General features: G+C 42.9%; 17 protein-coding genes and 1 pseudogene. 12 read left to right on the forward strand and 6 right to left on the reverse strand.

Translation table 11 applies throughout. The features are described from left to right. The first annotated feature begins 27 nt into the window (after nucleotides 1-27). Genes CA598_RS04495 through CA598_RS04510 form a run of 4 tightly spaced genes read left to right on the forward strand, consistent with a single transcriptional unit; the run spans nucleotide 28 to nucleotide 4,504 of the window. Complete coding sequence (locus CA598_RS04495; RefSeq protein WP_094875569.1) at nucleotides 28-1,482, forward strand: leucyl aminopeptidase family protein; 1,455 nt, start codon at nucleotides 28-30, stop codon at nucleotides 1,480-1,482. A 24-nt stretch (nucleotides 1,483-1,506) separates the two neighbouring features. Further along, nucleotides 1,507-2,199 carry a copper homeostasis protein CutC gene (locus CA598_RS04500; RefSeq protein ID WP_094875570.1) on the forward strand — a complete coding sequence of 231 codons (693 nt, stop codon included), beginning with the start codon at nucleotides 1,507-1,509 and terminating at the stop codon, nucleotides 2,197-2,199. A gap of 27 nt (nucleotides 2,200-2,226) precedes the next feature. Next, nucleotides 2,227-3,177, forward strand: a complete 951-nt coding sequence (locus CA598_RS04505) for an ROK family protein (RefSeq protein WP_094875572.1) — start codon at nucleotides 2,227-2,229, stop codon at nucleotides 3,175-3,177. 49 nt (nucleotides 3,178-3,226) lie between these two features. Further along, nucleotides 3,227-4,504 (forward strand): alpha-L-fucosidase, encoded by a 1,278-nt coding sequence (locus tag CA598_RS04510; protein WP_094875573.1) that lies wholly within the window; start codon nucleotides 3,227-3,229, stop codon nucleotides 4,502-4,504. Between the two features lie 79 nt (nucleotides 4,505-4,583). On the opposite strand, the gene CA598_RS04515 is transcribed toward CA598_RS04510, so the two are convergent. After that, a complete protein-coding gene (locus CA598_RS04515) occupies nucleotides 4,584-5,579 on the reverse strand; it encodes an HAAS signaling domain-containing protein (RefSeq protein ID WP_094873466.1) in 996 nt (331 codons plus the stop codon). Then, nucleotides 5,566-5,913, reverse strand: coding sequence for a PadR family transcriptional regulator (locus tag CA598_RS04520; RefSeq protein WP_076129886.1), 348 nt, complete (start codon nucleotides 5,911-5,913; stop codon nucleotides 5,566-5,568). The genes CA598_RS04515 and CA598_RS04520 overlap by 14 nt, the downstream gene beginning before the upstream one ends. Before the next feature lie 258 nt (nucleotides 5,914-6,171). On the opposite strand from CA598_RS04520, the pseudogene CA598_RS32865 reads away from it, so the two are divergent. The 5 genes and pseudogenes from CA598_RS32865 to CA598_RS04540 form a co-directional block, all read left to right on the forward strand. After that, nucleotides 6,172-6,385, forward strand: a pseudogene (locus CA598_RS32865) (phosphotransferase family protein); the annotation flags it as partial. Nucleotides 6,386-6,469: 84 nt separating this feature from the next. Further along, complete coding sequence (locus tag CA598_RS04530) at nucleotides 6,470-6,937, forward strand: MarR family winged helix-turn-helix transcriptional regulator (protein WP_094875575.1); 468 nt, start codon at nucleotides 6,470-6,472, stop codon at nucleotides 6,935-6,937. A 94-nt stretch (nucleotides 6,938-7,031) separates the two neighbouring features. Further along, nucleotides 7,032-8,003, forward strand: a complete 972-nt coding sequence (locus CA598_RS04535) for a ring-cleaving dioxygenase (protein WP_094873463.1) — start codon at nucleotides 7,032-7,034, stop codon at nucleotides 8,001-8,003. Nucleotides 8,004-8,038: 35 nt separating this feature from the next. After that, complete coding sequence (locus tag CA598_RS32870) at nucleotides 8,039-8,173, forward strand: hypothetical protein (protein WP_256990356.1); 135 nt, start codon at nucleotides 8,039-8,041, stop codon at nucleotides 8,171-8,173. 111 nt (nucleotides 8,174-8,284) lie between these two features. After that, nucleotides 8,285-9,379 carry a winged helix DNA-binding domain-containing protein gene (locus tag CA598_RS04540; protein ID WP_094875577.1) on the forward strand — a complete coding sequence of 365 codons (1,095 nt, stop codon included), beginning with the start codon at nucleotides 8,285-8,287 and terminating at the stop codon, nucleotides 9,377-9,379. A 185-nt stretch (nucleotides 9,380-9,564) separates the two neighbouring features. On the opposite strand, the gene baiCD is transcribed toward CA598_RS04540, so the two are convergent. Beyond that, nucleotides 9,565-11,490 carry a bile acid Fe-S flavoenzyme BaiCD gene (baiCD, locus tag CA598_RS04545; RefSeq protein WP_094875579.1) on the reverse strand — a complete coding sequence of 642 codons (1,926 nt, stop codon included), beginning with the start codon at nucleotides 11,488-11,490 and terminating at the stop codon, nucleotides 9,565-9,567. A 176-nt stretch (nucleotides 11,491-11,666) separates the two neighbouring features. On the opposite strand from baiCD, the gene CA598_RS04550 reads away from it, so the two are divergent. Beyond that, nucleotides 11,667-12,200, forward strand: coding sequence for a PadR family transcriptional regulator (locus CA598_RS04550; RefSeq protein WP_179283584.1), 534 nt, complete (start codon nucleotides 11,667-11,669; stop codon nucleotides 12,198-12,200). A gap of 119 nt (nucleotides 12,201-12,319) precedes the next feature. After that, a complete protein-coding gene (locus CA598_RS04555) occupies nucleotides 12,320-12,850 on the forward strand; it encodes a hypothetical protein (protein WP_094875581.1) in 531 nt (176 codons plus the stop codon). A 105-nt stretch (nucleotides 12,851-12,955) separates the two neighbouring features. On the opposite strand, the gene CA598_RS04560 is transcribed toward CA598_RS04555, so the two are convergent. Continuing rightward, entirely contained in the window at nucleotides 12,956-14,221 is a 1,266-nt protein-coding gene (locus CA598_RS04560) for an alkaline phosphatase (protein WP_094875583.1), read from the reverse strand. A 128-nt stretch (nucleotides 14,222-14,349) separates the two neighbouring features. After that, nucleotides 14,350-14,958: a methyltransferase family protein gene (locus CA598_RS04565; RefSeq protein WP_094875584.1), complete on the reverse strand. Its 609-nt coding sequence runs from the start codon at nucleotides 14,956-14,958 to the stop codon at nucleotides 14,350-14,352. Nucleotides 14,959-15,056: 98 nt separating this feature from the next. Here CA598_RS04565 and CA598_RS04570 point away from each other — a divergent pair, with 98 nt between their 5' ends. Beyond that, the gene (locus tag CA598_RS04570; RefSeq protein ID WP_094875586.1) at nucleotides 15,057-15,587 is read left to right on the forward strand and encodes a hypothetical protein; all 531 of its coding nucleotides are present in this window, start codon (nucleotides 15,057-15,059) and stop codon (nucleotides 15,585-15,587) included. Here the strand turns inward: CA598_RS04570 and CA598_RS04575 are convergent. Then, entirely contained in the window at nucleotides 15,557-16,105 is a 549-nt protein-coding gene (locus tag CA598_RS04575) for a MepB family protein (RefSeq protein WP_094875588.1), read from the reverse strand. The two genes, CA598_RS04570 and CA598_RS04575, sit on opposite strands and share 31 nt — an antisense overlap. Nucleotides 16,106-16,175: the final 70 nt, after the last annotated feature.

A 16,175-nucleotide genomic window follows, 5' to 3' on the forward strand; every position in this document is an offset into this window, starting at 1 on the left:
TCACTTTACGGAAAAGAAGGGACAGCGATGAATATCTTATTCGATTCCGCTAATGTGGCGGATACTAGTGTCTATTTAGCTTATGAAGAGGAGTCTTTTCCTTTTAGGCTGGGAGCGTCCCACAAACAGTGCAGCAGTGTGACTTGGTTACATGCTCGCACTGAGGAAGAGTCTGATGTGTTAGCGGTAGGAATGGGAAAGCGCAAGGATTTTACGCTTGAGAGGATTCGCCGAGCGGGTGGATCTGCTGCTCGTGCAATTCTGAAGGAAGGACGAAGTAGTGCTTCACTTGTTCGCTTAGCATCCGAGGCAATAAATAGGAATAGGGATATTTCTGCTGCTGATGAATTACAAGCTTGGATAGAAGGTTGGATTCTCGGCTTATACCGTTTTCAAACTTATCGGGGAACTACCAAGGTGGAAGGCTCTGTTGATTTACAGCTTCAATCGATTGATTGGCCTGACCTATCATCAATTGAAATGGAAGCTGTACGGGTTTCTGCACAGATACGCGCAGAAGGTGCCGTAGTTGCTCGTGATCTTGTGAATGAGGTACCTGGTACACTGAATCCTGACCGTTTTGCGGAATGGATGGCAGAATTTTTCGACCGTGATGATGCTGCTTTGAAAGTCCATATCTATCGAGGACAGGAGCTTGTGGAACTTCAGATGAATGGGTTGCTCGCAGTTGGAGCAGGAAGTAAGCACGCTCCAGCCCTTGTTGAAATTCGTTACAAGAGTAACCCTGACTTACCGATGTTAGCACTGGTAGGAAAAGGTGTAACCTTTGACTTAGGTGGCATGAATGTGAAGACGGCTAGCGATATCAGCGATGCACGCATGGATATGGGTGGTGCGGCTGCTGTAATTGGGGCTATGGATATTTTGATAAGGAAGCATGCCAATGTAAATGTGACCGCACTTATTCCAGTCGTTGATAATGTGCCAGATGCTAAGGCGATGTTACCTTCTTCTGTTATCCGCTACCCTAACGGGCTAACCGTTCAGGTTGCGAATACGGATGGCGAGGGTCGACTTATCATAGCGGATGCGCTTATTCATGCCGCAAATATCGGAGCAAAGCAAGCTATTGATATTGCTACCCTAACTGGAAATGTCGGTGCGGCGCTCGGATTAGGCATCGCGGGCATATGGGGTGATGTTGATATAACGCAGAGCCTAGTGGAGATCGGTGAGCGCAATGGAGAACGACTGTGGCCCATGCCGTTAATGGATGAATATGAAGCAGATCTCCAGAGTAATTACGCTGATCTCCGCAATGTAAGTACTTCCCCCTTTGCAGGTGCGATTACAGCAGCCTTATTTATTCGGCGCTTTGTAGCAGAATCGATGAGCTGGGTTCATATTGATATGGCTGGGACGGTACAGTACAAACAGGATGTGGGATACTCAGAAGCTGGAGCGACGGGATATGGTGCACGCCTGCTCGCCGATTATGTTATGAAGCAAGTGCATCATTAACAACTGGAAGAGTGGGTGAAAGTTATGAGATTGGAAATTATCGCTACTTGTATGGATGATGCTCTAACGGCTGAGGCGAATGGCGCAGATCGTCTTGAGCTCATTACTGCCATTACGGAAGGTGGATTAACACCAGGAATAGGGTTGGTGGAGCAGGTAGTCAAATCGGTTAGCATTCCTGTCTTTGTTATGGTCCGTCCGCACAGTCGATCATTCATCTATTCCACGAATGATATTTTGACTATGGCTGCAGAGATCAGGCAGATTGCAGCCAGTGGTGCTTCGGGAGTTGTTCTAGGCGCATTAACACCGGGAAAAAAGATTGATGAGCATGCGCTTGAAATATTATTGCCGTTGACAGATGGCTTACAAGTAACCTTCCATCGTGCTTTTGACGAGCTGGAGGACCAAATTGCAGGTTATCGGACGCTTTGTAATTACCCGCAAATCACTCGTATACTTACCTCTGCTGGACCAGGTCCGGCACCTGATGCCATTCCCGCTATGCGTAGGCTAGTAGAGGAATCAAGAGGTAGTTCGATAAGTATATTGGCTGGAAGTGGTTTGAAGCCAGAAGGTATTACATCTTTTATTCAACAGACTGGAGTCACAGAAGTACATTTTGGATCGGCTGTTCGTCATGGCAAAGACGCTTTGTCGCCAATCGATCCAGCAGCCCTGCGGGCGTTAGCTAAGAATATTCATTCGAACGGCTAATAATAGATAGTGAAAAGGTGAATGGTTATGCATAAGGCTGAGAGCTATGTAGTAGGAATTGATTTAGGTGGAACAAAAATTGCCGCAGCATTATTCGATTCAAAGGGTACTGTGTTGAATCGGGAATTAATGGAGACAGCTGGCGCGCGCACCGCTGAAGAGGTGGTGCAGCGAATGATCGGAATGATCCGCTCTGTATCCGAAGGCCGACCGCTGATTGGGGTCGGACTGGCTTCTCCTGGAGCTGTGAACAGCCAGGATGGAATCGTAATTCACGGTACCAATCTTCCTGAATGGGATAATGTTCCACTGAAACATTGGATGGAGTCAGAACTTGGCATAGAAGTGAAAGTAGTAAACGATGCGAACGCTGCGGCATGGGGCGAGTATGTAAGAGGAGCTGGCAAAGGCTCGAACAACATGGTGTATGTTACCTTCAGCACAGGAATTGGAGCTGGAATTGTCATGGATGGTGAGCTACTGCTCGGAACGAACTCATTTGCAGGAGAACTCGGCCATAATATTATTGACCCGAACGGAACGGAATGCAGCTGTGGAAGATATGGATGCTGGGAAGTATTTGCTTCGGGTACAGCGATTCGGGACATGGCACTGCGGAGTATGGAGAGCAGAACGTCGATGATTACAGAGCTGGCTAGTAGAAGTGGTGAAAAGATTAATTCTCGACATGTCTTTGAAGCGATGGCACTAAAAGATCCGCTGGCTGTCGAGGTGATTGAGCGAACGATTCATTATATGGCGATTGGATTAGCTAACGCGGTACATACGTTTAATCCTGATCGCATTGTAATCGGTGGAGGCGTAAGCAAAGCTGGTGCACTACTGTTTCCGGCGCTGAGAGAGAAAACAGAGGAACTTGTCATGAAGCCGTATAAAGGAACTTATACTATTGAATCAGCAGGTCTGAGGGATGATGTAGGTCTTATAGGCGCTGCGGCATTATTTCATACCGTCTAGACTATCTGAACCATTTATCAAAGCTAGCAAAAACGGAGGGGCTGAAGAGATGGGTACAAGAGAAGAAAGAACGAGATGGTTCTTGCAGGATAGATTCGGTATGTTCATTCATTGGGGATTATATTCCATTCCAGCACGAGGTGAGTGGATACGTGGAAACGAGCGAATGAGTAGAGAACATTATATGACGTATTTCAATGAATTTGACGCATCTCGATATGACCCGAAGAAGTGGGCCAGCGCAGCAAAAGCAGCGGGGCAGAAGTATGCGGTCCTTACGACCAAGCATCACGACGGATTCTGCTTGTTTGATAGCAAGCTGACAGATTTTAAAGCGACTAACACGCCTGCTGGACGTGATCTCGTTCGAGAATATGTAGACGCTTTCCGGGCTGAAGGTATTGCTGTAGGTCTGTATTACTCTATTATTGATTGGCATCATGATGATTACCCTGGATATGGCGATAAAGCTCATCCGGATCGGGACAATGAAGCGGCTAAAGACAAGCCGATTGATTTTGATCAATACTTGGAGTATATGCATGGGCAAGTGAAGGAACTGTTGATGAATTATGGAAAAATCGACATCATGTGGTTTGACTTCTCCTACGACAATATGACCGGAGAGAAATGGAAAGCAACGGAGTTAATCCGTATGATTCGCTCTATCCAGCCGGATATTATTATCGACAATCGTTTAGGTGGGAATATCCGCGCGGCCGAGCCAGAAGAATATGCTGGAGATTTCTTTTCTCCAGAGCAGATCATTCCTCCCGGTGGGATTGTTGACGTGAATGGCCAATCCGTTCCATGGGAAGCATGCATTACGCTTAATGATAACTGGGGCTATCATTCCGAAGATAAAAATTATAAATCCACCCAGCAGATCATTCGCTCAATGGTCGAATGTATCAGTAAGAATGGTAATCTCCTCCTTAATGTTGGACCTGATGCTAAAGGTGAAATGACACGGGAATCACTTGTCATCCTTGATGAAGTGGGCGAGTGGATGCGCCTGAATGGTGACAGTATTTATGGCTGCGGCAGCTCATTGCTTGCTAAGCCAGAGTGGGGTCGTTATACGCAAAAGGGCAACAAGTTGTATGCGCACGTCTACGACCGTGGAATTGGCCCGATCTATTTCCAAGGCTTGAAAGGGAAGATTAAAAAGGCTAGATTACTACGTGATGGTACCGAACTAAAGGTGGAGGTGCCGTGGATGGCTGAGGAATATTCGGATGTTGACGGCGGAGCGTTTATTACATTAAAAGGGGCTAAGCTTCCCGACGAGATGGATACGGTTGTTGAGCTTGAACTTTTTGTATAGTTGTTATTCACTATTATATCTCTTATGAGAACAGATCCTAGGGATTCACCTTAGGATCTGTTTCATTTTGTTGGAAATATCAGAGGCGGGCCTTGCGGAAGCCTTCATATATATTGAGGACCGCAATTAAAATCAAGACTGCTATTCCTCCACCTACTAGCCCCGTTTCAAACTGGTTAGCTGTAGTAGTTAATAAATTAGACATGTAGTTAATGAATTCTTGGTTAAATACATTCGGATTAATAAGGATAATAGCGAATACAATAAGTACTAAAAGCTCGAGGGCCGTATTACATAATGCTAATTCTCTAGTCCATTGTCTCTTGATTAATTTATATATAGTTAATGCGACTTCTAATCCGATCACAATAAGAATAATAGGCCAATAATCAAGTAACACATGCTGATTAAAAGCTGGGGCTACGAAGTTAAGTGCGCCTTCACCGCCTCTATAGACTCTGATCAGGTGTTCAGCATTAAAATAAACAGTAGCCCAAATGGCAGTCCACAGTAAACTTCCGAACACTTCGAAGCTTGTAATTGCTTTTTTCTTATGGACAAGCGCGATATCCTTCAAATCATCAGGAGTCCATTTCCTTAATTTTGTAGTAAGTGGATGACCTTCCTTTCCTTTATCCGCCCGTTCGATAATAGCGAACACAACAGTTATCCAAAAAAAGACTTGGATTCCTACTTCAAGGAAGGTTCCAATTCCTGTACTTATAACTGCAGTAACAATATCCGAAACTGTTTTATCGCCGTTATAGCCAATCAAGTAATCAGCAACCAGAGCGATTAAAGAAACAACTACAGCGATGGGTATAATCATTTTTAATAACGTAACATATAAATCGAAATAGCGTGGGCCGATGAGATACATGGGCTGATCGCGGTACTCACTAGCTAAAATAGCTGGATTGCCCAATTTTGCAAGGACGGCTTTTACCTCTTTTTCGTCATAATCATCCGGTAACATATCCTCGATGGTTGATCGTAATTCTAATGCGATGTCTTCCCGATTTTGTTCTGGTAACCTCCGAGTAACTTCATGAATGTAAATCTCAATCAGCTTCATGGTCATCCTCCCCTTGTAATAGGCCGTAAAGTTCTTTCGAATTCTTAAGCCATTCTTCCTTTAGCTGTAAAAAAATTTCTACGCCATAGTCACTTAGAACATAATACTTACGGGGTCTGCTCTCGGATGTGTCCCAGCTGCTCGTCACTAATTCCTGTTTCTCTAATCGGCGAAGTAATGGATATAGGGTGCTTTGATCGATGATGATGCTGGATTCCTCCAACAATTGAACGAGCGAATATCCATACTGGGGTGTTCGTAATTGACTTAAAACGGCTAGCGTTAACGTACCTCTCCTAAGCTCTGTGATTAAAGAATTTAATAAAGTACTCATTCACCCACCTCATTATATTTCTCGTTTAAACGCTATTCGTCCTTGAAAGGAGGCCGAAGACGTTTATATTTACTGTGTATCATACAGTATGTGTTTTATACTATGTATCATACACTATTGTTGTTCCAACATCAATTGAATAAAATAATCTCCTAAGAAATAAATAAGAAAAAATTATATTTGAGTGAAATACTCTAATTAAAAAAGGAGGTTGTGAAATAATTTCATTCTATAGTGATATCCCGAATGCTTCTACATGGGAGGTGGGGTGGGTATTTTAATAACAATGTCCCGGACTTGTTCTTCAGAATGATGGCTCTATCTATTGCTAGCAACCAGCTGTCAAGCATCCATTGGGCGATTCCATTTGGGAAAGAAGAAGTTGCTAATATGCTGAGCCGAGCGGAGAGTTCTGGAGTGGTATGATGATGATCAAACCTATATTCCGAAGTGGTATTTGGCAAGCGTGTAGGATTTCTACTGAGCTTGACTCCTCATCAGTTTACTAGTATACTCATATTAACAAATCAAATAAACAAACGATGGACGTGACCAAATGAGAAGCAATGGATTCACTGAAGATAACAAACTAAGCTTATTGATCTGGTTGCGGCTGGTTAGGGTATATGAGAATAGTAACGATCTTTCCAATGAATTCTTGAAGCAATTTAACTTAACCGTTAATCAATTTGATACCTTGGTACAAATATTATTACACCAGCCTGTAACACAGATGGAAATTGCCGAGCATCTAACCATTACTAAAGGTGGGGTATCCCATATGCTTGGCAGATTAGAGAAGGAAGGATGGATTGAACGCAAACAGGATTGGAAAGTGAAGTACATTACTTTAACGGAAAAGGGCCAAACACTTATTGAGAAGGTACTGCCCTTACAATCGGATTTCCAAGCCTCGTTATTCGATCCACTGACAGATGATGAGAAGAAAGTGTTTTACAGCATGCTTAAAAAGATTCATCGCCATAGCCAAGATGAGAATCGACTCCCGCGAGGTGTTCAGTAGTGACGCAAAAGCTTTATTGATAATAAAGCTTACTTTTTTCTTCGTCAGTATACTAGTAAACTAAAATACAATATTTATTTAGGAGGCTATTATAATGAAACAACAACTAATAAACGGACAACATCATGTATCGATGATTACTAAAAACGCTAAACAAAACTTGTGGTTTTACACAGAGGTACTGGGATTGAGACTTGTAAAGAAAACGGTCAATCAAGATGATCCATCCATGTACCATCTATTTTATGGAAATCGTAATGGCGCCCCTGGCACTGAGGTATCTTTCTTTGAAATGCCAAATGCAGGTCAGACCCGCAAAGGGACGAACAGTATTAGCTCTTTCTCCCTTCTTGTCCCTAGCGATGAAGCCTTGTCGTATTGGGCTAGTCGATTAGATTCTTTTGAAGTTCTTCATGAAGCGATTGTAAGTATCGGGGAACATAAGTCGCTTACTTTTTATGATAGAGATGAATTGACGATCCATTTAGTATCGGCTGAAAAAGATAACGGTATCGAGTTAGTTGAGCCGTGGATTACAGAAGACATCCCTCCAAAGTATGCCATCGTTGGGTTAGGTCCTGTTGTATTGACTGTACGTGAGACTAGCCGCACAAAGGCGGTTTTGGAAGATATCTTGGGCTATACAAAAGTTCGGACAGTACCCTCCATGGGGGATTCGAAAGTGATGGTAGATATATATGAAACAGGGAAGGGTGGTTTATACACCGAGATCCACGTCAAAGAAGTAAATGATAAAGATCGGGAGAGACCAGGGAAAGGCAGCATCCATCATGTGGCTATAAGAGTGAAGGATGTCGAAGAACTAACCGAATGGGCCTCCAAGATCACTGCTGCAGGCTTTAAAAATACAGGGGTCATTAATCGTTATTACTTCCATTCCTTGTATTTTCGGGATCCGAACCATATTCTTTTTGAGCTTGCTACAGATGGCCCAGGATTTGAGATTGATGAAACTTTTGACGCGCTAGGAGAGAATTTGACCTTACCTTCCTTTCTGGAAGAACGTCGTGAAGAGATTGAATCGAAGCTTCCTCCTATCCAATGAACCTAATATAACCATGAAAAGAGGACATAATCAGGATGGAACAATATAGAGTCGATGAGAATAAAGGGTTGGAGCTAGGTTTATACACATTAGGTGATCACACCACAGATGCCTTAACTGGAAGCAGCGGTGTTCTTTTAAAAAGAAGGGCACTGTTAGCCTGTATATGACTATCTATTGCACTATGCAATATCGACATAGACATGGGCAAGAACTTATCCATTTTGTTAATCACTGGAAGTATATTATTTAAGGGTTCATTTCTGAAGAGGGGGAGTAGTGTGACGAATAGCCTTATTTCAATTAGCAGGTTGTATAGTCAAATGATTGCAGGCTCTTTACATCACACACCAGAGCAGGTCGTGAAGAAAATGGGGGCTATGCAAGCGCAAGACTACATGCAGGCGGTTTGGGCCATCGGACTACGTTCTCCTGCTACGAAATTAGCTGATATAGAGCGTGCAATCGCTGACCGTAAGATTATTCTTACTTGGACGCTGCGGGGTACGCTTCATTTCATCCCAGCAGAAGATGTAAAGTGGATGCTACAGCTCACTGCACCGCGTTTAGCATCACAAACGAAGCGGCGAATGGCTGAGCTTGGACTTGATGATCAAACACTGGAGCGCTGTAGAAAAATTATAGTGGAAGCTTTAAAGGGCGGGAAGCAAATGGATCGTTCGGCCCTACTTCAGTTAATAGAAGAAGAAGGCATCCATACAGGGAATCAGCGGGGTTATCATATACTCTGGAATAGTGCCTATCAAGGACTGATTTGTTTTGGTCCTATGAATGGTAAACAGCAAACGATTGTATTGTTAGAGGAATGGGTGCCAGATTGCCGAGAGCTATCTTATGAGAAATCGTTGCAAGAACTCGCCTTGCGGTATTTTACAGCCCGTGGATGGGCGACCGTTCAGGACTTTGCTTGGTGGGCAGGCATAACCCTTACAGATGCTAGACGAGGATTAGAAACTGTAAAAAATGACCTTCAATCGGCGGATATAAATGGCAGTGAGTATTGGATGTCTACCGATCAACTAGCTCGTGCGGATGAAGACTCCTCGGGTGTCTATTTACTTCCGGGTTATGATGAGTACATTCTTGGTTATAAAGACCGGAGTGCTGTACTTGAGCCTGAGAAGGCTCCTTTAATTGTCCCTGGAAACAATGGTGTTTTCCTGCCGATGATTGTTGTAGGTGGCCAAGTTATGGGTACATGGAAACGTACGATTAAGAAAAAAGGAATAGAAATGGTCATTCATCCTTTTGGAGAGCTCAGGAAGGCTGAAGAAGCAGTGTTTAAAGCTGCTGAAAAATATGCTGCATTTATCGGTCTGCCGATCCTCAATCTTAGCGTGAAACGGACAACATAATCATTATTTGCCCATAAAAGCTCATTTTTTAGGTTATCGGACTCCAATGCACTTAATTCGTTGCAAGAGCCTCATTTTGTAATCCTTGGATAGGGGGTTCAAATAGCGCTGTATAAGAAACGAAACCCGCCAAGCGTCACCTGCCGGGTTTGCTATTTCCATAAGTCGGTCAGAGCCTTTCTTAACTAGATTCGTCTAGCTAATTCTGCCCCCTCCCAAATTGCATTAAGTGCTCTGCGAGCTTGCACAGCATCCCCAATTACATGATAAGGAATGGAGCTTTCCTCCAAAAATTCCTGAAGGACTTGCTTGTTTAGAGCATGTGATCCAACTGCGATTACTACATAATCGGCTGGCAGTTTATGAAGCTCTCCATCTTTTTCAACGATTACGCTATTCTTTTGGATTGCCTTGCATTTGCTGTTGGTCATTAATGTTACGCCGTGGCCATATAGGCTTTCCATTACACAGATTTTACGAAGGATACCCAGATCATTTGCTACATCGGCTTGCATTTCTACAACAGTGATTTGATTTCCGCGTTCGACCAATAGCTCAGCAACCTCAAGACCAACCAATCCCCCTCCAATAATAACGACTCGACCTTCAGGATGGCATGTTCCCCATAATACATCATGTGAATTCACTACATGACTACTTAGAACGCCTTCGATCGGAGGAATCGTAGGGGCTGATCCGATCGCAAGAATGACTTCATCCGGACTAATTTCTTGGATAAGTTCTGGAGTGACCTCCGTATTCATTCGGATTTCCACCCCTTCACGTTTAGCAGCTTCCCCCATATTCAGAGCAGCGGCGGCCATTTCTTCTTTACGTGGCGCGGCACCAGCGATATAAAGCTGTCCACTAAGAATGTCGTTCTTCTCGCATAAAATGGGAGAATGTCCACGCCGTTTCAGTGTAACCGCCGCCTCTAATCCGGCTGGCCCACCACCGGCAATAAGTACTTTCTTGGGTGTGCCCGCTGGCTTCAATTCATATTCCCGTTCACGTCCTGTTGCAGGGTTAAATACACAGCTGATGAAAGGCACCTTCGGATTCACGAAGCCATCAAAGCAGCCTTGATCACAACCTACACATTTAACGATCGTGTCTGCACGTCCGGCTAATGCTTTGTTACAGAATTCAGGATCTGCCAGCTGAGCGCGCCCTATAGCTACGAAATCAGCCAGTCCTTCAGCAATAATTCGATCCGCAATAGCTGGATCATTAATACGTCCTACGGCGATAACTGGGATATTAACCACAGATTTAATTTGTGCTGCGTTATCTACATTGAAACCTACGGGCAGATCGATTGGAGGGACTTCATATTTAATAGCTGCGCCTGCTGGAACTCCGCGCGATACATTTATCGCATCAATACCTGCTTTTTCAGCCAGCTTTGAGAAGAGCTTCATCTCATCCAGTGTAAGTCCGCCGGGAAGATCCTCGATAGCAGAAATTCTCATCAAGATAGGGAACCCAGGCCCAACAGCTTCTCGAATGGCACGAATACAAGCGAGCGGAAAGCGGCAGCGATTCTCCCAGGAACCACCGTACTCATCCTGACGGAAGTTCATCGCTGGGCTTAGAAATTGTTGCGGCAAGTAACCATGACCGGCATGGAATTCCACACTGTCAAAGCCAGCTATTTTTGCACGTAAAGCAGCATCGGCGTAAGCTTGGACCATCTCGCTGACTTCGTGATGCTCCAGCTCCCGGGGGATTTGTGTTACACCCTCGAAAGGAACAGGGGAGGAGGAGACTTGAATCAGGTTGGGCGTTACTTTCCCTCCATGCCATAACTGAAGACAGCTTTTGCCGCCTGCATCATGAATAGCTTGAGCTAACCGGGTCATACCAGGAATGAATTTATCATCATAAATAGCTGGAGCATCCTCAGAAGCAGCCGTTGGGTGAATGGTGGTTACTTCAACTGTATTTAAGCCGTTACCGCCTTTTGCGCGTGCTACATGGTAATCAATCAAGCGCTCGCCGACATAACCACCAGGAGCGTTCATTTTTGTGCCCATGGCAGGCAAAATGACCCGGTTCTTGAGCTCCATATTTCCTATCATACCTTTGCTGAACAAATGTGCGAATTCCATGCTATAACACCCTCTCAATATATAGGTTAAAATAATATAGGTTATTTTAACCTATATTATCGAATGAAACGATAAAAGTATGTGCATAAAATCACTAAGTATTTGGCATAGAGGCAGTCCTTGAGGTAAGATAAGAAAATAGCCGGAAATGCAGTCCGGTAGTTCGGAGGATGAACATGGATATTGAAGTCTTGATTCTGGCTCAATTAATGAAAGGGTCAAAACATGGTTATGAGATTAAAAAAAATATCATTTTCGTAATGAGTAACGATAAAATCGTTAATAATAATTCGCTGTATCCGAAGCTGAAATTGTTTGAAAAGCGAGGTTGGGTGATTAAAAAAACGGAAATGCAGGAAAACCGCCCCAAACGGTATGTATATTCGATCACAGCAGAGGGTGAGGAGAGGTTTCATATCTGCTTGAACGAATTTTCACTGGAGACTATTCGTATTGATAATGAATGGTCTATTCGCCTTGCTTATTATGAGCTGCTGGATCTGGAGGCCCGCCGAAGATTACTTGATTTCAGAGAGACTTACATGAAAGAAAAGCTGGAACATTTACAACAGTTATCCTTAGTGGTTGGGAACGGTGAAGATTTGGACTACTCTGAAGAGCTATATTTTTATACCCGTAGTATGGTATTACATGAGATAGAGTTAATCCGTGAGCTTTCCCATAAGCTGGACTCCCTCGATAGGCATTGATCCGTATTACAGATATCTTCTATACTCATCTCGCCGAGAAGTCTATCTTTAGGTTTTCCACTAATTGTTGGGATCATTATTTTTATTGTGGTTTTAATTAATCAAGAAGGGGGTTTTCCTTGAGAAAAGTATACTTATTAACCGTTGGTCTTATGCTCCTGTTTATTTTTTCAGCCTGCGATCAAGAACAGGCAAGTGATTCTGTAATTAAGGAAGTAACGGTTACATCCAACGGGAGATTCATTCAATCTGACTTAAAGCCACTTGAAAGGAACACTAATTCAGAAAAAGTTAATGCATCCTTTCAAAGCCTTATAGCTGAACCGGGTGTTTCAATTCCTTATGTGAAGCTTGGAGAAATCATAGAAATCGAATTTAGCAATACAGCCCCAAACAGCTACAAATTGACAGATTATATTTTGAAAGATGATGGTACTTTTAAGTATAAAAAAGAAACAGCAGAGCCGGTAAATGTTGAATGGGCGGATAAGACAGCTACTTTTAAGCTTGATTCGAATATGGCGGCTTTTCTTAGTTCAGATAGTAAGGATTATGAATCAGGGGAAACTTTAAGGGGATTTCGATTAACAGGCGAGTGGCTAGACCAGACTAAGGAAATCACGTTTGTTATTCGAACAGATGCTAAGTAATTATGGAGATCATCATAGTGTATAAGGGAGAACCCGGGATTGCGATTCATCAATCAAAAAGACTAACCAGAAAATCTGGCTAGTCTTTTATGTTGTTCGATCTTTTTATTTCACTTTTATGCCCATGGCTTGCGCAACCTTAGTGAATACTTCAGTGTTTTCGTATACTCCTGTAAACAACTGAGCGTTTTTGCCCATGGCCGTAATTGGAATATCCACTGCTGTATGACCTGAAGTCGTCCAGTCTACAACGAAATTCTGTTTGGAGTTAGCGATGGCAAACGGACCATCTTCTTTGGAAATGCCATCACCTGATTCATCTTCAGCGTCTACGGCTTCAATAGAGAATCCACCTGTTTCATGGTCGGCGAGAACAAGGACAAGGGTATCCGGATTCTTTTTAGCAAAATCTTTGGCAACCTGCACGGACTTATCTAACTCTTGCCCCGCTTTAATCGTCATCTTGGCATTGTTTTGGTGTGCAAATTCGTCGGTACCCTCTTCTTCAACCATCAGGAAAAATCCGTTTTTATTTGCTGCAAGCGTGTCTATCGCTTTTTTTGTCATTTCAGGCAGGGATACAACCGGGTTGTAGATATCTCCTTCACCCTCTGGCTTCTGCTGGAACATTTCCTCATTTGCAAATAATCCGAGAAGCTTGCCGTTTTTCGCCTTTTGCATATCTGTTTTATTCGTTACGTAGGAGTATCCAAGCTGCTTAGCTTTGTCTACAAGGTTACCTTGCGTACCTTTGCTTTTCTCTGAAGGATCTTCAGCTGGCTCATCTGCGAACTTACCTGGATTCCCAGCAGGATACCAGAAGTCTTCGCCTCCACCGAGAAGAACGTCAACTTTGCTCTTGGTCAGAAGCTGCAGAGCGATGTCACTTTGTTTGGAGCGATCTTCGACATGTGCACCGAAGGCAGCGCCTGTAGCATCAGTAATTTGGCTGGTAGTTACAACGCCTGTAGATTTCCCTGCTGATTTTGCATATTCCATAATGGTTTGGACGGACTTTTTATCTGCATCCATCCCGATGGCTCCGTTATAAGTCTTGACTCCGCTGGCATAGGCTGTGGCTGAAGCAGCTGAATCTGTAACAGGGACAGTGGAGCTTGTATGAATTAGTCCAGCATATGGCATAGAATCCATCGCTAGATTACCTTTTTCACCTACTGTAGCTAGGCGGATGGCATTGCGCTGGGCAGTACCCATTCCGTCACCGACAAACAGAATCACATTTCTTGTGTTAGATGAAGCTGCAGTGGCCTGATTTGGTGCTTGTGTAGTGATTACGTTGGAAACGAAGAGTGCAGTTGCTGCAGTGGCTACAATTGCCGTCTTCACGCCGTACTTTTTCGGTGATTTCATAATTTCCCTCCTAATGTATGTCTACAACCTCATACTATAGTAATTACATTAAGAGAATGTTTTCGGATATTGTAAAAAATGTAAATTGTAGCGTGCTTGAACGCATAGGATTTACAGTAGGTAAGATTTCAAAATAAAATATATCTAGGTGTATTATTACAATATTGAATATATTCATCTCCGAATACAGATTTTAAATGCTGCTCTTCCTGAAGAATAAGTAAATGGATGGCTATAATGTTAAGAAAGAATATAATTAGTGTTAATGAATTTGGATACATAAGATACAATCCAAGAAACATGAGATCAAAACCGAGAAATGCGGCATTTCTACTAAATTTATATATACCGTGCGTGATGAGCTTTGTTACAGTAGACTTATCAATCCCAACTCTCCACGAAGTACGCATGGCAATCATTGCTTGTATGAAAATGGAACATCCGAGCGTTACTACACCAACACCGATAAAGTGAATCACCGGATGATTAAAATGTTCTCCTACTAGTGTAACTATGTATGACTCCGCTAAGGAAAACGTAAACCACGCTGCTCCCCACACAAAAGTAGTAGTCTTAACGAACAGCTCGGTATAATGGATTATAGATCGTTTTTTTCCTTTAGCTAATACGTTTCCTTTAATATGATTCTTCTTGTAAAGTATAACGAGCTTCAAAAGGTAAGATATAAGGAATATGGAGAAAAGAATTAGGGATAGGATATTTTTTAGATTACTCATTGGAATTACCCCCTCACTAATACATATGAATGATTGCTCATATGTTTACTTATATCTTATTTCCTGATGCTGTGCATGTCAACTAATAGGAGGATAATGTGAAAACGTCAACGTATAAAAGATGGTGGCTAGGGGTCCTGTTTATAGCGCTTGTTGCATTAGTAAGTACTGGAATCGGAATGCTGGTCAAGCCATCGGGGGTGTCAACATATATTTCAAAAGAGTATAAGGTCACTTTGAAGTATCCCTCCGAGTGGGTAGTGAATCCAGAATATGATGAGAGGTATCAGGGGCACGACGGATTTTTTCAATTATCCGCTATTTCTGGAGAGGGGGTATCCATCGATGAAGTAGCAAACATGGATGCATTTCATCAACTGAAGCCTTATGGCTCCGATCCACAAATTATTGAACTGACACTAGAGGGGCTAAAAGTGGAAGAGAAAGCACGATTGATTGTGCCTTCTGCTGATCAGCAAGAGGAATGGAATCATCAGGCTGCTATTATTTTGAAATATCCAGAAGCGGTAAAAATAGGAGATTCCTTCTACAATTATTTTATTTTATGGGCGGATATAAAACATGTGGAGGACATAGGTCAGACTGTTCGATTTACTGAAAAACCGTAAAGTGTTTGCGCACGAAGAAAGTCTGCTGGCTGAATTACCGGTATTTCTAGGAAATATTCCAACTGCCATTTTTGTGTTTTTTGAGCTTGACGACTCGTGGGATGATCCCATGGCGGGTACACTCGTAGTGCTCTTTTGCCACCGTCACCTTTATTGGATAATATATCTTGTTTACCTAGCACAGCTTTTGGAAATACAAATTGACCAAAGTGATTCTCATTGCGCGTACTTATAACGAAGAGATCAGCAGTATCTGATATATCATAGGGCTGGATGGGGCCATCTCCAATTCTCTCCCATAACGTGACAAACTGCCCGATCTTTGTAGGTGTGATTTTTGCAACACGAAATCTAATGGATAGTGCGTTTAAATTAAATATATACGCCCCATAATCAGCATTGTGTGGTTCATGAATGAGGTCAGAGCAATCAAGATTGCACGGGTTATATACAAGCTCTTGGGTAGCGAGCAGATCACTATGAATGATACCTGAACCGCTTTGATTCTTAAATTTCATCTGTTCAAATCTCCCGGTTGAGTTCCTTAGAAACTCCTAATGTTCACTATCTTAATGCAAGAATAGGGAG

The sequence above is a fragment of the Paenibacillus sp. VTT E-133291 genome, assembly GCF_002264395.1.
GTDB lineage: Bacteria > Bacillota > Bacilli > Paenibacillales > Paenibacillaceae > Paenibacillus_AQ > Paenibacillus_AQ nitricinens.

Bases quoted from the DNA above. Each gene is read 5' to 3' on its own strand.
- CA598_RS04495 (WP_094875569.1), top strand. From the start codon at position 28: ATGAATATCTTATTCGATTCCGCTAATGTGGCGGATACTAGTGTCTAT.
- CA598_RS04500 (WP_094875570.1), top strand. From the start codon at position 1,507: ATGAGATTGGAAATTATCGCTACTTGTATGGATGATGCTCTAACGGCT.
- CA598_RS04505 (WP_094875572.1), top strand. From the start codon at position 2,227: ATGCATAAGGCTGAGAGCTATGTAGTAGGAATTGATTTAGGTGGAACA.
- CA598_RS04510 (WP_094875573.1), top strand. From the start codon at position 3,227: ATGGGTACAAGAGAAGAAAGAACGAGATGGTTCTTGCAGGATAGATTC.
- CA598_RS04515 (WP_094873466.1), bottom strand. From the start codon at position 5,579: ATGAAGCTGATTGAGATTTACATTCATGAAGTTACTCGGAGGTTACCA.
- CA598_RS04520 (WP_076129886.1), bottom strand. From the start codon at position 5,913: ATGAGTACTTTATTAAATTCTTTAATCACAGAGCTTAGGAGAGGTACG.
- CA598_RS04530 (WP_094875575.1), top strand. From the start codon at position 6,470: ATGAGAAGCAATGGATTCACTGAAGATAACAAACTAAGCTTATTGATC.
- CA598_RS04535 (WP_094873463.1), top strand. From the start codon at position 7,032: ATGAAACAACAACTAATAAACGGACAACATCATGTATCGATGATTACT.
- CA598_RS32870 (WP_256990356.1), top strand. From the start codon at position 8,039: ATGGAACAATATAGAGTCGATGAGAATAAAGGGTTGGAGCTAGGTTTA.
- baiCD (WP_094875579.1), bottom strand. From the start codon at position 11,490: ATGGAATTCGCACATTTGTTCAGCAAAGGTATGATAGGAAATATGGAG.
- CA598_RS04550 (WP_179283584.1), top strand. From the start codon at position 11,667: ATGGATATTGAAGTCTTGATTCTGGCTCAATTAATGAAAGGGTCAAAA.
- CA598_RS04560 (WP_094875583.1), bottom strand. From the start codon at position 14,221: ATGAAATCACCGAAAAAGTACGGCGTGAAGACGGCAATTGTAGCCACT.
- CA598_RS04565 (WP_094875584.1), bottom strand. From the start codon at position 14,958: ATGAGTAATCTAAAAAATATCCTATCCCTAATTCTTTTCTCCATATTC.
- CA598_RS04575 (WP_094875588.1), bottom strand. From the start codon at position 16,105: ATGAAATTTAAGAATCAAAGCGGTTCAGGTATCATTCATAGTGATCTG.